The sequence below is a fragment of the Cellulosimicrobium cellulans genome (assembly GCF_042723955.1).
In the GTDB taxonomy this organism is placed as follows: Bacteria; Actinomycetota; Actinomycetes; order Actinomycetales; family Cellulomonadaceae; genus Cellulosimicrobium; species Cellulosimicrobium cellulans_H.
Window position 1 is genome coordinate 35,748 of record NZ_JBHXIC010000010.1, and the last position, 13,433, is coordinate 49,180.

The window sequence follows — 13,433 nt, forward strand, 5'->3', positions numbered from 1 at the left end:
GGTTCGAGACGGTGGGATGTCCGGCCGGGGCCGCGCACCGTCCGCCGACGGACCGGCTCCCAGCAAGATACGGCGGCCCACGGACCTCGAAGAACCACTCCGGCGGGTGAACTTGTGCCCAGACGCTCCCCAGAGGGCCGTCCGGATGCTTCGATTCTCCTAGACGGAGCACCACGGGGGCACCGCGCCGTCGCCCCGAAGACAGCCCGTCGAGCAGAACCTGGAACCATCGCATGGCACCGAGCGTCGCGTCGCGCACGCATCCCCGCCCCCGGCGGCTCGCAGCGGCGGTCGCGGCCACGGCCCTCGTCGCCGGACTGGTCGCTGCGTCCGGGCCGGCTCCGTGGGACGTGCCCGTCGCCGTCGCCGCCGCGCCCGAGGTCGAGGGCGACGTCGCGGACGAGGCCCGGGCGATCGGCGGCGCGACCGGCCAGGACGTCGCGGCCACGTTCCCCGCCCAGCACCGCGGGCCGGGTCCGGCGGCGACGGTCGCACGCTCGCTCTGGTGGTCCTGGACGGCGCCCGCGAGCGGACCGGTGACCTTCACCACGGCGGGCAGCGAGCTCGCGACGACGCTCGAGGTGCGCACGGGCTCCGCCGACGGACCGGTCGTCGCGGCGAACGACGACGACGGCGACGTCGCGACGTCGCGCGTCACGTTCGAGGCCGAGGAGGGCGAGCAGTACCTCGTCGAGGTCGGCGCGCAGGACCCCGACGGCGGTCTCCTCAACCTGTCGTGGCAGCCCGGACCCCAGGCGGCGGACGCCCCGCCCGCGGAGCCCGGGGCCGACGCCCCCGCGGCGGCGACGCTCACGGCCCCGCAGATCCCGATCGCCGGGAACACGGGGGAGAAGCCGCAGTCGAAGGTCTGGCGTGCGCACGGCACGTGGTGGGCGGTGCTCGCCTCGACCGCGACGACGCCCGTCGGCACCTGGGTGTGGCGCTACGACGAGGGCGCCGCGACCTGGACGGCCGTGACGCTCGTGTCGAGCCGGACGGACGTGCGCGCCGACGTCCGACCCGTCGGCGACGTCGTCCACGTGCTCCTGCACGGGCCGTCGTCGTCGCTCGTGTCCCTCCAGCACGTGGCCGCGTCGAACACGTACGCACCGTGGTCCCAGCGCACGGGCGCGACGGCCGTGTCGTTGCCGGGCAGCGAGACGGCGACGATCGACGTCGACACCACGGGGCGCATGTGGCTCGTCGCCGACACGGCGACCACTGTCGTCGCCCGGTGGAGCGACGCGCCGTACACGACCTTCTCGTCGCCGGTCACCCTCGCGAGCGGCATCGTGGAGGACGACATAGCGCTCGTGACCCGGCTCGGTGGCGGACGCGTGGGCGTGCTCTGGTCGAACCAGGCGACCGAGCGCTTCGGCTTCCGTACCCACGTCGACGGCACGAGCCCGACCACGTGGACCGCGGACGAGTCGCCGGCGGCGGCGTCCGCCCTCGACGTCGGGGACGGCATGGCCGACGACCACCTGAACGTCGCGCTCGCGTCCGACGGGACGCTGTACGCCGCGGTGAAGACGTCGTACGACTCGCCGTCGGCGACGACGATCGGGCTGCTCGTACGTCGCCCGTCCGGCGCGTGGGACCCGCTGCGCGAGGTCGACCGCCGCGGCACCCGGCCGGTCGTGGAGATCGACGAGGCGACCCGTTCGCTGCGCGTCGTGTACACGGCGAGCGAGCAGCTCGACGACATCCTCGAGAAGGTCGTGCCGCTGGACGACCTCGACTTCGCCGTGACGTCTCGCGTCGTGCTGGACGGCTCGTACAACAACGTCACGGGCCCGAAGGACCAGGTCCCGGGCGAGACGCTCGTGCTCGCGGCCTCCACCGGCAGCGCGGGGACCGCGCGACTGTCGTGGACCCGGTCCGGCGCGCCGCAGGCCTCCGACGGGGCTGTCGCGACGACCCGCGGCACGCCTGTGGCCGGGACGCTGGCCGCCACCGGGACGACCGCCGACGACCGGTTCGAGATCGTGTCGCCGCCTGCGTCCGGCACCGTCCAGGTCACGGACGCGCGGACGGGCACGTTCGTCTACACGCCGGCGGCCGGCTACGTCGGTCCGGCCTCCTTCACGTTCCGCGTGGGCTCCGCCCAGGTCTGGTCGAACGTCGCGCGGGTCGGCGTCGCGGTCACCGACGAGTCGGGGCTGCGCGGCCGCTGGGACCTCGACGAGGGAAGCGGGACCCTCACCGCCGACGCCTCCGGGTGGGGCGGGCAGGGGGCGCTCTCGGGAGGCGCCACCTGGGTGGCCGGCGTCGCGGGCAAGGCCGTGCGCCTGGACGGCACCTCGGGCCGCGTGAGCGTCCCCGACTCGGCAGCGCTCGACGTGACAGGGGCCATGACGGTGTCGGCGTGGGTGCGACCCGAGCGGGTCGCGACCCAGTACGTCGTGAAGAAGGCCGTCGGGTACGAGACCGACGGGTACGAGATCGGCCTGTCGAGCGGCGGACGGGCGTTCTTCCGGCTCAACCAGGCGTCGGGCGGGAACTCCTACCGCGCCGAGGCGACGAGCGCCTACCCGAGCAACGGGTCGACGTGGGTCCACCTCGTCGGGGTGTTCGACGGGGACCGGGTGCGGCTCTACGTGAACGGGGTCCAGCAGGGCTCGGTCGCCGGGCCGGACGCGGTGGAGCTCAACGACCAGCCTCTCGTCCTCGGCGGGGAGCCGGGCGGGGCGTACCCCCTGCGGGGCGCGATCGACGGGGTGCGGCTCTACGGCAAGGCGCTCACCGCCGCCGAGGTCGCGGCCCTGCACTCCGGCACGACACCGCCGCCCGCGACGCCCGTCGCGCTCCCGGGCGCGCTGAGCACGGTGGCAGGCACGCCCGTGAGCGGCGTCCTCGAGGCCCAGCTCCCCTCGGGCACGCCGCAGTTCCAGCTCGTCTCCGGCCCTGCGTCCGGCCAGGTCGCGCTGACGGGGGCGTCGACCGGCACGTTCACGTACACGCCGACGGCCGGCTTCGTCGGCACCGACGCGTTCATGTTCCGGGTCCGGGTGGGGAGCGGGACGTGGTCCGCCCCGGCGACGGTCTCGGTGTCGGTCCTCGCCGAGGCCGGTCTGCGCGGTGCGTGGACGCTCGACGAGGGCAGCGGCACCCTGGCGGGCGACTCGTCCGGCCGCGACCTCGACGGCACGCTCTCGGGCGGGACGACCTGGGTCGACGGGGCGATCGGCCAGGCCGTGCGCTTCGACGGCACCTCGGGCCGGGTCACGGTGCCCGACGCCGCGGCGCTCGACGTCTCCTCCGCGCTCACCGTCTCCGCCTGGGTCCGGTCCGAGCGCGCGGCGACCCAGTACGTCGTCAAGAAGGCGGAGGGGTACGACGTGGACGGCTACGAGCTCGCGATCGCGAGCACCGGTCGCCCGTTCTTCCGCGTCAACCAGGCGAGCTCCGCGAACGCCTACCGGGCAGACGCGGGCGCGGCGCTGCCGATCGACGGGACGTGGGTGCACCTCGTCGGCACGTTCGACGGCTCCCGGGTGCGCCTGTACGTCGACGGCGTCGAGGCGGCCTCGGTGCCCGGCCCGGCGAGCGTCGGGACGAACGCCCTCCCGCTCGTCGTCGGGGACCAGCCCGCCGGCGGGTACCCGCTGCGCGGGGCGGTCGACGACGTGCGCCTCTACGACCGGGCTCTCACGGCGCAGCAGGTCGCTGCGCTCTCCGCCGGGGGGGACGCTCAGCCCGCCGGACCGGTCGACCCGACGCCGGAGCCCACGCCGGTCGACCCGACGCCGGAGCCCACACCGGTCGACCCGACGCCGGAGCCCACGCCGGTCGACCCGACGCCGGAGCCCACGCCGGTCGACCCGACGCCGGAGCCCACGGACCCGGACCCCGTCGCCCCGACCACGCCGCCCGTCGTCGAGGACGCGTCGTGGAGCACGACGAGCGGCACTCCCGTGGAGGGCACCCTCGCGATCTCGGCCGAGGGCGGGGACGCGGTGGCCGTCGAGGTGGTCGACGGGCCGGACGCCGGGACCGTGGAGGTCGTCGACGCCGCGGCGGGGACGTTGCGCTACGTGCCCGCGGCGGGGGCCGTCGGTACGGACACGTTCACCGTGCGCGCGGGGTCGGGCACCGTGTGGTCCGCGCCCGCGACGGTGAGCGTGCAGGTTCTCCTCGCTCCTGGCGTCCGAGGTGTCTGGAGCTTCGGCGAGGCGTCGGGCACGACCGTCGCGGACTCGTCGGGCTGGGCGCGCCCGGGCACGCTGACCGGCGGCGCGTCGCGCGTGGCCGGTGTGCACGGCGGCGCGGTCCGTCTCGACGGCGCGTCGGGGCTCGTGACCGTCCCCGACGCGGACGCGCTCGACCCCGGGGCCGCGCTGACGGTCTCGGCGTGGGTGCGTCCCGAACGCGTGGCCACGCAGTACGTCGTGAAGAAGGCGCAGGGGTACGAGGTCGACGGCTACGAGCTCGGCCTCTCGGCCGCCGGCAAGGCCTTCTTCCGCGTGAACCAGGCGAGCGCGGGCAACGCCCATCGCGTCGACTCGACCGGCGCGTACCCCAGCGACGGCCAGCGCTGGGTGCACCTGGCGGGCACGTTCGACGGGAGCCGGGTGCGTCTGTTCGTCGACGGGGTCGAGCAGGGGTCGGTTCCGGGGCCGGCGACCGTCGGGGCGAACGCCCTGCCGCTCCTCGTCGGGAACGAGCCCGGTGGTGGCTACGCGCTGCGCGGCGCCGTCGACGAGGTGACGGTCTACGACCGGGCGCTCTCCGCCGCAGAGGTGGGGGCGCTCGCCGCGCCCACGTCCTGAGGCTGCGCCGGCCGGTGTGCTGACCCGTGGCGCTCGGCGAGCCGTGCGCGCGCGCCGCCCAGCCCGCGCCGGACCCGGCCCGCGACAGGGAGGGCGCGCAAGACCCATGCCGCGGGGCCGCGGCGCAGCGCGACCGTGTACGACACGATCGTGCGCCGACCCGGGTACAGCTCGTTCTGGTCCGGGTAGAGCGAGGGGTGCATGCACGTGTCCAGGCTCTTCGCCCGGGTCGTCGCCGCGAGGTGCGGCACCGTGAGCAGCCGGCCCAGGACGCCCGGGGCGTAGCGGGACCAGTGGTCGGCGTACTCGTCGTACCAGGCGAAGACCATGTCGCCGTGCAGGAGGAACGCCGCCATGTAGAGGGTGTTCCCCGCCACCCGGAGCGCGACGACCGAGGAGCCGCCCTGCCGCGCGAACCGCGCGGACACGTCCCGGAACCAGGACGTGCCCCCCGGCAGCCGGGAGAGCCCGACGCCGTCCCTCGCCGCGTCGGCCTTCCACGTGAGCTGCTCGAAATCGAGGAACTCGTCGGCGTCGTCGACCCGGTCCAGGCGCAGCGTCCCGAGCTCGGCCGTGCTGCCGAGCTCCTCGCCGAGGCGGCGCGTGCGACGCCGGACGGACTTCAGCCGGGACGACGGCACGTGGGCGAAGCCCTCGGGTGCGTGCCGGACGCTCTCCAGGTCCGCGGTCGCGCGGTCGTCGCGGCCCCACTCGTGCACCGTGAGTCCTTGCTCCTCGAGCGCCCGCCGCAGGCCCCCACCGGCCGCGCCGTCGGCCGCCACGTACACCATGTCGACGGCGCCGCCGAGCGCGCGCGCGTGGTCGCGCAGCGCGCGCGCGAGGTGGTGCAGGTTCGCCGCGCCGTCGTCGGCGAGCACGAGCGCGGAGCCGAGCGACGTGACGAGGTTGAGGACGGGGCCGTCGGTCGACCCGTGGCGCAGGGGCCAGCGGCGGCCGGCGTGCACGGTCTCGAACGGCAGCAGCGCGAGCCACCGGTCGTCGTCCTCGACGACGACGAGGCGCACCTCCCCGTGCCGGTCGAAGTGCTCGACCGTCGGGACGAGGAAGTCGGGCGTGTAGAAGACGTTCGCCTCGAGCGGGCGCGCGGCGAGGGCGTGCCAACGGGCGAGGTCGGTCCCGTCGACGTCCCGGACCCGGAGCACGCGCGAACGGACGGTGCTCACACCACGACGACGACGCACGGCACCTCGCTCAGGACGGGGAGAAGGACCGCGTGCAGGGCGGCTGCTGCGCGGGAGGTGAGGCGGCGCGCCCGCTCGATGACGGCGCGTCGGGCGGTGAGGGCGCGGTCCACGCCGCCGAACAGCAACCGTTCGGCGCGCGAGCCCACGGCGCACGTCATCGAGCGCAGCCCGCGGCGGTGCGGGTACAGCGAGGTGTTGACGGGGTGGTCACGGGGGTCGGTGCAGCTGTCCACCGAGAAGCCCTGTGCGGACAGCTCCGAGGCCATGAGTACCTGCCCCCACGAGCCGACGCTCGCCCGCGCCCAGCGCTCGTCGAACGCGTCCAGGAGCAGGAAGGACCGGCTCCTGCGCACGAGGGCGGTGCCGGAGTACAGGAGGTCGGCCCCGCACCGCACCTCGAAGACGCGCAGCCGGTCGCCGGCACCCTCGGCGAGCGCGCGGAACCACGCGGCCGTGCTGCGGTGGAGCATCAGCGCCTGGCCGCCGCGCGCGGGAGTCCCCTTCCAGCCCGCCGCCTGGAGCGCGAGGAACCGCTCGACGGCGTCGGCGTCCGTCGCCCAGACCGTCCGGAACCCGTCCCCGAGCTCGCGTTCGAGAGCGCGTCGGGACCGCTGGAGGCTGCGACGACGGGACCGCGACAGCACCGCGAGCGCGTCGACGGGTCGCCCGTCCGGAGTCTCGAGGGCGCCCCGCGAGAACTGGTCCCAGGTGCGGTGGGGCACGCCGAGGCCGTCGAGCGCGCCCAGGAGAGCGTGCCCGGTGCGGGACGCACCGTCGACGTGGACCAGGTCGACGAGGCCGCCGAGCTCCTGGTGCCGGGCGAGGAGCGCCCGCACGAGCTGCTCCACGCCCCGGGCGGTGTCCTCGTCGCGCACGAGCGGGTTCCCGTAGGGGGAGACGAAGCCGAGCAGCGAGCCGCCCGTGCTGGTCCGCCCGCGCAGCGCCCGACGGCGCTCCGCAGGCTCGAACGGGAGAGCCGCACGCCAACCGTCGCCGTCGGCGACCACGAGGAGCTGCAGCGCGCCGCGACGGTCGAGGTGGCGCGCCGCCGGGACGAGCACCGCCGGCTCGAAGTACGGGTTGGGGTCGGCGGCGCGCTCGCCGAGGTCGGACCACGCCCGCAGCTCCGGCGCGCCAGCCGTCGCGACCGCCAGGACCCTATGCGTCCACACCATCGTGCCCCGCCTCCCGCGGTGCGTCCGGAGGCGCTCCCGTGCCGCCGGGCTCCTCGACGCTACGCCCCGGCCGCAGGTCGCGCAGCCGATGGCGTGCCCGGGCCACCGCGAGCAGCCCGCGCGCGGCGGGGCGCGTGCCGAGGACGACCCCGGCAAGGGTCCGCCGCGAGCGGTACAGCCCGGTCGGGACGACGTTGGTCGGGTGCAGGCAGGGGTCGAAGAGCAGGGCGTCCGTGCGCTCCAGCACGTGCTCCTGCTCGAGCACGCGCCCGACCGTTCCCGGGCTGCAGCGGGTGAACCGCTCGTCGTAGGTGTCCATGAGCCCGTACAGGGACGAGCCGGCGCCGAGGGCGACGGACATGAACACGGTCTCGTCGCCGGCCTGCACGCTGAGCACGTGCAGGTGACCCCGCTCCCGCAGACGCGCGGCGACCTCGCGGAACCAGTCCTCGCGTCCCGGCGAGACGGCGAGCGCGCCGCCGTCCTCGGTCGTCCCCTTCCAGCCGGCGGCCTCCAGCCGGACGAAGTCCTCGAACGCCGTCGGGTCGTCGCCCCGGTCGGTCACGGTGAGCGGTCCCACCTCGCGCTCGAGACGCCGGCGCATCCGGTCGACGTGCTTGCGGCGCGACGTGCTGAGCGCCTCGCGGGGGCCGGGAGAGTCGGGATCGCGCCGCAGCACGGCGCGCTCCATGCGGTACCGCTCGAAGACCGGCACGTGGTTGCGCGCGCACGCGCGGGCGAGCGCGTCCCACAGCGGTCCGTCCACGGGCACCAGGGTGAGCTCCACGAGCCCCGGGAAGCCGTTCGCCCGGGAGCGCAGGTGATCGATCAGGGCGTCGAGCGTGGTGTCCGGCCGGTCGCGGTCGACGAGGGGGGCGCACAGCGGGGAGTCGCTCCCGAGGAACGGCCCCGCGGTGGTGGCGAACGTCGTCCCGGAGCGCGGCGAGAGGTCCCTGCTGAGCGGCAGCACGGCGAGGAGACGATCCTGGTCCTCGACCACGACGAGCACGACGTCGCGCGCCTCGGGCAGGTGCCGGGCGGCGGTCGCGAGGTAGGCGGGCGACAGGAACGGGTTGGGCTCGAGGGCGCGGTCGACGAGACGGGCCCACCGGTCGACGTCGTCCGGGGTCACGGCGGCGAGCGCGAGGGTGCGGGTACGCAGGCCGGTCATGCTCGCACCCCGCGCCGGGCGTCCTCGAGGACGGCGTCGAGCCGCGCGCGGGCAACGTCCCAGTCGTTGCGCCGCGCGTGCGCCCGGGCGGCGTCCTGCGCGCGGGAGAGGGCGCCGTCGTCCGCGAGGGCGGCGAGGGCGTCGGCGAGCGCGGCGACGTCCCCGGGCGGCACGAGCGTCGCGGCCGTGCCCACCGCCTCGGGGAGACCGCCGACGTCGGACGCGACCACGGCGGCTCCCGCGGCCATGCCCTCGAGCGCGGTGAGGCCGAACGGCTCGGGCCACACCGACGGCACGACGAGCACGTCGGCGGCCGCGAGCAGCGCCGGCAGCCGCGTCCGGTCGACGAACGACGCGAAGCGGACCGAGGCCCGCGACCGGGCGGCGATCGAGCGCAGCTCGCGCTCGTAGGGGCTGAGCGGCGCGTCGGCGGCGAACCCCGGTCGGCCCACCACGGTGACCTCGACGTCGTGCCGGCCGCCGCGCGCGACCGCGTCGAGGAGGACGTGCACGCCCTTGTCCGCGATGACGCGTCCCACGTACACGACGCGCAGCCTGTCGCCCCGGGGGCTGCGCGGAACCGCGAACGCCTCGACGTCGACACCGTTGCGGACGGTGACCACACGGTCGCGCAGCGCGCGGGGGAGGCGCGCGCGGACCTGCTCGGCGAGGTGGTCGCTGACGCACACGACGGCGGCCGCCGGGCCGAGTGCGCGTGCCGCCTCGCGCGGGGTGTACGTCCGCAGGACCTGGTTGTGGCAGTACAGGAGCGGCACGTGCCGCCGTGCGTCCACGAGCGGCACGAGGGCGGGCGCGTTGTGCGCGAGCACCCAGGACGGGTCCCACGCCCCCTGGGTGCGCGTCGTCGCGGTGAGCACCCGGCGCGCGCCCCGCCGGGGGAGCCCTGCGCGGGAGAGCGCCGCGTCGACGTAGCGGTCCGTGCGGCGGGCGTGCACCTGCGGGTACTCGAGCGCGCTGGCGCTCGGGTAGCGCTCGGGGTACGTCCCGGCGGCGACGACGACGCGCGGCACGGGTGACCCGGGCGCGGCGGCGCGCGAGAGCCCGTCGACGACCGTCGGGACGGCGCTCCCCGTCCGGGGGGAGAAGTGGTCGCCCGGGGTGATGACGTGGACGAGGCGCCGCGACCGCACCGTCCCCCCGCTCATGGCGTCGCGACCCCGTCCGCGCGGTCGCGACGGGTCGCGACGAACGCCGCGGGCACGCCGGCCACGAGCCCCCAGAGCTCGGCGGCCGCGCGCGAGAGCACGACCGGGGCGGTGACGCGGCGCAGGAGCGAGCGCGGCGTGCCGTCGGCCATCGTCGGGCCGAGACGGCTGCGCACGGCCCACAGGTAGCTCGACTGGGCACGCCACGTCGTGCGGGCGTACCGGCGCACCATCGGGTCGCGCCAGCCGAAGTTCCGCACGAGCATGACGACGTGGTTGCGCCGCGCGTAGTAGAGGTAGCGGCGGTCGAACCGCTTGCCGCCGATCCCGTACGGCGCGGCCATGTGCCGCACGACGGCGGTCGGCGTGTAGAGCAGCCGCCCGCCGGTCGCCCGCAGGCGCAGCGAGATGTCGGACTCCTCGCACAGGCACGTGCCCGGGTAGTTGCCCCGGATCCCGCCGATCGCCTCCAGGGCGCTGCGCCGGAACGACATGTTCGCGCCGAGCAGGTGGTCGACCTCGACGACGCGGCCCGGGTCGGCCGCGAAGTAGCCGGTGAGGCGACCGTCCGGGAGGAGTCGTCCGATGCGGTCGAGGCCCTCGGACTCCTCGCCCGGGATGCCGTTGTCGGCGCGCCCGCCCACGGCCACGACGTCCGGGTCGCCGTACGGGGCGACGAGCTCGTCGAGCCAGTCGGGCGCGACGTACGCGTCGTCGTCGACGAACGCGACGACGTCACCGCGTGTCACGGCGTACCCCGCCTGCCGCGACTCGGGCGTCGTACCGCGCCCGAGGGTGCTGTGCAGGAGGCGGACCTCGGGGAACTTCTCGCGCACGAGGCGTCTCGTGGTGTCCGCCGGCGTCGAGTCGACGACGACGACCTCGAGCGGGGGCGTGTCGAGCCGCCGCAGGTGCTCGAGGCACTCGCGCACGCTGTCGGGGCGCCCGTACGTGACGACGACGACGCTCACGGTGAGGGTCACGGCTCGCCTCCCGGCGGCTCGGGGACGGACACGAGGCGGTACCAGTCGCGACGGCGCAGCGGGGACGTGAGCGCCGTGCGCCGCGGGTGCCGCGTGCGCGCGACCCACGTCTCGTAGACACCGGGCCGCGAGTAGTGGGCGGTGTGCCCGGACCAGCCGAACTTCTGGCGCATGGTCTCGGGTCGCCGCACCCACGAGAAGTGCAGCACGGCCGAGCCCGGGTCGACCACCTCGTGCACGATGGTGTCGCGACGTCGTGCGGGGTCCGTGCTCCACGGCCCGAGGTCCACGCGGTACAGCGGGACGTCGGCCTGCCGGGCGTGCGCGAGCCGGGTCCCCGCCCGGACCGCGAGGGGACCGGGGTAGGACGCGGCGGGTCGGCCGAACCGCGTGCTCGCCTCGAGGTAGCGGCCCGGAGCGATGCGCGTGTAGAGCCAGCGCGACGGGAAGTCGAGACCCGACGCACCTGCCGCGTCGGCGCGCCGCACGGCACCGACGAACGTCGCCGGGTCGAGCACGACCTCGTCCGTGTCGAGCTGGAGCACCCACTCGGCACCCTCGGACGCCTGGTCGAGCGCCGCCTGGCGCTGCAGCGTCTCGCTGTCGAGGGGCGGCTCGCCCGGGCGGGCATAGGCGCCGGGGGCCCGGACGCACTTGCCGTCCACGTCGAGCGCGTCGATCACGGCGAGGCACTCGTCGATCGGCAGGGGGGTCCCCGTCCAGGACGTCGCGGTCTCGTCGTACGACAGGACGACGCGGTCCACGTGCGCGTAGTACGAGCGCAGGCTCGAGGCGAGGAAGCTCGGGTCGGCGACCAGCGCGTACGCGGTACGACGCATCAGATGAAGTCCGCGAACTCGCGCTCGTTCTTCTGGAAGACGAGCGTGCCGGCCAGGAAGATCAGGGGCGCGGCGACGACGAGGGCCACGACCTGCCACGTCGGGGGGAAGTCGGTGCCCACGAGCGACCAGCGGAACGTCTCGAGGAACCACGTGACGGGGTTGATGTCGAACAACCACCGGAGGTTCTCGGGGACGGACGAGAGGGCGTAGGCGACCGGGCTCGCGTAGAGCAAGATCTGCACGAGCCACGGCAGCACGTAGCCGACGTCGCGGTACTTGACCATGTAGGCGGCCGCGGCGAGGCCGATGCCTGTGCCGATCATGAGGATGAGGAGCACCCACACCGGGAGCAGGAGGACGGCCCAGCCCGGGTTGATCCCGAACACGAACAGCAGGACGACGGCGAGCACGAGCGCGACGAGGAAGTCGAGCACCACGGAGGCGAGGCTCGAGATCGGCACGAGGAGGCGCGGGAAGAACACCTTCTGGACGAGCGACTGGTTGCCGACCATCGAGCTCGAGGCCCGGCCGAGGGACCCGTTGAACAGGTTCCACGCGAGCATGCCGGCGAGCGTGAAGAGGAACGTCGGGACGTTCCCGGTCGACAGCCCGGCGATCTCGCCGAACACGACCGTGAAGATGCCCGCGCTCACGAGCGGCTGCGCGATGACCCACGTGATGCCGAAGATCGTCTGCCGGTAGCGCACGATGACGTCGCGCAGCGCGAGGCGGACCGCGACCTCGCGGGCGTTCCACAGCTCGCGCCACGCCGGCAGGTTGAGGCGGCCGGGCGGCGTGATGACGGTGCGCTGCACGGTCTGCTCCACGTCAGCCTCCCTCGTAGTCGAAGTTCACGAAGACCATGCCCTTCTCGGTGCCCGACGACTCCGTGAACTCCGGGTACGGGAGGTCGGGCAGCACCTCGAAGCGCCACGCCCCCTCCCACGCGTCGAGCACGCCCGCCTGGCACGCGTACACGTCGACCGTGTACTGGCCGGGCTTGAGCCACAGGTCCCGGACCACGAGGCGGCCCTTCTGGGGCTGCTCCGGGTCGAACCACTTCCCGACGAGCCGCGAGTCGCACTGCGCGATGACGGTCCCCTGGTCGTTGTTGATGTGCATCGAGACGAAGTACGTTCCGATGAGGTCCTTGCTCGGCGGAGCCTCGAAGTCGACCACGATGTCCTGCGAGGACTTGACGAACTCGTCCTCCATGCGGACCGAGGAGAGCCGCAGGTTGCCGTTGCCCGGGCGCTTCCTCGGGTCGGACTGCGCGGCGGCGAAGCTCTCGAAGCTGTCGCGGTAGGCCTGGAGCGTGCCGTCGACGCTGCCGGAGTAGGTGAGCGTCCCGCGGTCGAGCAGGACCGCCGAGGTGCACAGGGCCTGGACGGTCTGGAGCTGGTGGCTCACGTAGAGCACGGTGCGGCCGCCCTGGGCGGCCTCGCGCATCTTCTGGATCGAGCGGCGCTGGAACTCGGCGTCGCCGACCGCGAGGACCTCGTCGATCGCGAGGATCTCGGTGTCGAGGTGGGCGGCGACGGAGAACGCGAGCCGCACGTACATGCCGGACGAGTAGCGCTTGACCGGGGTCGCGAGGAACTTCTCGATGCCGGAGAACGCGACGATCTCGTCGTAGCGCTTGGTGATCTCCTTGCGCGTCATGCCGAGGATCGCGCCGTTGAGGAAGATGTTCTCCTTGCCCGTGAGCTCGGGGTGGAACCCGGTGCCGACCTCGAGGAGCGACCCGACGCGCCCGGTGAGCTCGATGCGCCCGCGGGTGGGGGCCGTGACGCGCGTGAGGATCTTGAGGAGCGTCGACTTGCCGGCGCCGTTGCGCCCGACGATCCCGAGCGCCTCGCCCTGCGGGACCTCGAACGACACGTCGTCCAGGGCGTCGAACAGCGTGTACTTCTGCTTGCCGGTCGACCTGACCCACTGGATCGCGGCGGCCGCCGCCGTGGAGGGGCGCTCGCCGAACGCACCGAGCCGGTACGTCTTGCCCAGCCCGGCGACGCGGATCGCGGGTTCCGTGGTCGCCTGCACAGATGAAAGATAGTCGTCCTGCTCGCGCCTGCGGCCGGGTCGAACGGGTGAATCGCGCCCGGAACCGGACGAACGC

Annotated in this window: 9 protein-coding genes; 1 reads left to right on the plus strand and 8 read right to left on the minus strand. The window is 74.7% G+C overall.

The features are described 5' to 3' along the window. Positions 1-233: 233 nt before the first annotated feature. Complete coding sequence (locus ACFWH7_RS04815) at positions 234-4,772, plus strand: LamG-like jellyroll fold domain-containing protein (RefSeq protein ID WP_378215311.1); 4,539 nt, start codon at positions 234-236, stop codon at positions 4,770-4,772. On the opposite strand, the gene ACFWH7_RS04820 is transcribed toward ACFWH7_RS04815, so the two are convergent. From ACFWH7_RS04820 to ACFWH7_RS04855, 8 genes are read right to left on the minus strand one after another with little or no spacing between them, the layout of a single operon-like run. Further along, on the minus strand, positions 4,715-5,956 hold the full coding sequence (locus ACFWH7_RS04820) for a GNAT family N-acetyltransferase (protein ID WP_378215312.1): 1,242 nt from the start codon (positions 5,954-5,956) through the stop codon (positions 4,715-4,717). The two genes, ACFWH7_RS04815 and ACFWH7_RS04820, sit on opposite strands and share 58 nt — an antisense overlap. Continuing rightward, entirely contained in the window at positions 5,953-7,152 is a 1,200-nt protein-coding gene (locus ACFWH7_RS04825; protein WP_378215313.1) for a GNAT family N-acetyltransferase, read from the minus strand. The genes ACFWH7_RS04820 and ACFWH7_RS04825 overlap by 4 nt, the downstream gene beginning before the upstream one ends. Further along, on the minus strand, positions 7,136-8,323 hold the full coding sequence (locus ACFWH7_RS04830; protein ID WP_378215314.1) for a GNAT family N-acetyltransferase: 1,188 nt from the start codon (positions 8,321-8,323) through the stop codon (positions 7,136-7,138). Before ACFWH7_RS04830 ends, ACFWH7_RS04825 begins: the two co-directional genes overlap by 17 nt. Beyond that, positions 8,320-9,489 (minus strand): glycosyltransferase family 4 protein, encoded by a 1,170-nt coding sequence (locus tag ACFWH7_RS04835; RefSeq protein WP_378215315.1) that lies wholly within the window; start codon positions 9,487-9,489, stop codon positions 8,320-8,322. Before ACFWH7_RS04835 ends, ACFWH7_RS04830 begins: the two co-directional genes overlap by 4 nt. Beyond that, complete coding sequence (locus ACFWH7_RS04840) at positions 9,486-10,472, minus strand: glycosyltransferase family 2 protein (protein ID WP_378215317.1); 987 nt, start codon at positions 10,470-10,472, stop codon at positions 9,486-9,488. Before ACFWH7_RS04840 ends, ACFWH7_RS04835 begins: the two co-directional genes overlap by 4 nt. Beyond that, entirely contained in the window at positions 10,469-11,311 is an 843-nt protein-coding gene (locus ACFWH7_RS04845; RefSeq protein ID WP_378215318.1) for a hypothetical protein, read from the minus strand. Before ACFWH7_RS04845 ends, ACFWH7_RS04840 begins: the two co-directional genes overlap by 4 nt. Next, positions 11,311-12,141 (minus strand): ABC transporter permease, encoded by an 831-nt coding sequence (locus ACFWH7_RS04850; protein WP_237839861.1) that lies wholly within the window; start codon positions 12,139-12,141, stop codon positions 11,311-11,313. The genes ACFWH7_RS04845 and ACFWH7_RS04850 overlap by 1 nt, the downstream gene beginning before the upstream one ends. 1 nt (position 12,142) lies before the next feature. Then, positions 12,143-13,357 carry an ABC transporter ATP-binding protein gene (locus tag ACFWH7_RS04855; RefSeq protein ID WP_378215319.1) on the minus strand — a complete coding sequence of 405 codons (1,215 nt, stop codon included), beginning with the start codon at positions 13,355-13,357 and terminating at the stop codon, positions 12,143-12,145. Positions 13,358-13,433 lie beyond the last annotated feature (76 nt).

What these genes read in the sequence shown, in the direction of transcription:
- ACFWH7_RS04815 (WP_378215311.1), top strand. Translation starts at nt 234, where the DNA reads ATGGCACCGAGCGTCGCGTCGCGCACGCATCCCCGCCCCCGGCGGCTC.
- ACFWH7_RS04825 (WP_378215313.1), bottom strand. Translation starts at nt 7,152, where the DNA reads ATGGTGTGGACGCATAGGGTCCTGGCGGTCGCGACGGCTGGCGCGCCG.
- ACFWH7_RS04830 (WP_378215314.1), bottom strand. Translation starts at nt 8,323, where the DNA reads ATGACCGGCCTGCGTACCCGCACCCTCGCGCTCGCCGCCGTGACCCCG.
- ACFWH7_RS04835 (WP_378215315.1), bottom strand. Translation starts at nt 9,489, where the DNA reads ATGAGCGGGGGGACGGTGCGGTCGCGGCGCCTCGTCCACGTCATCACC.
- ACFWH7_RS04845 (WP_378215318.1), bottom strand. Translation starts at nt 11,311, where the DNA reads ATGCGTCGTACCGCGTACGCGCTGGTCGCCGACCCGAGCTTCCTCGCC.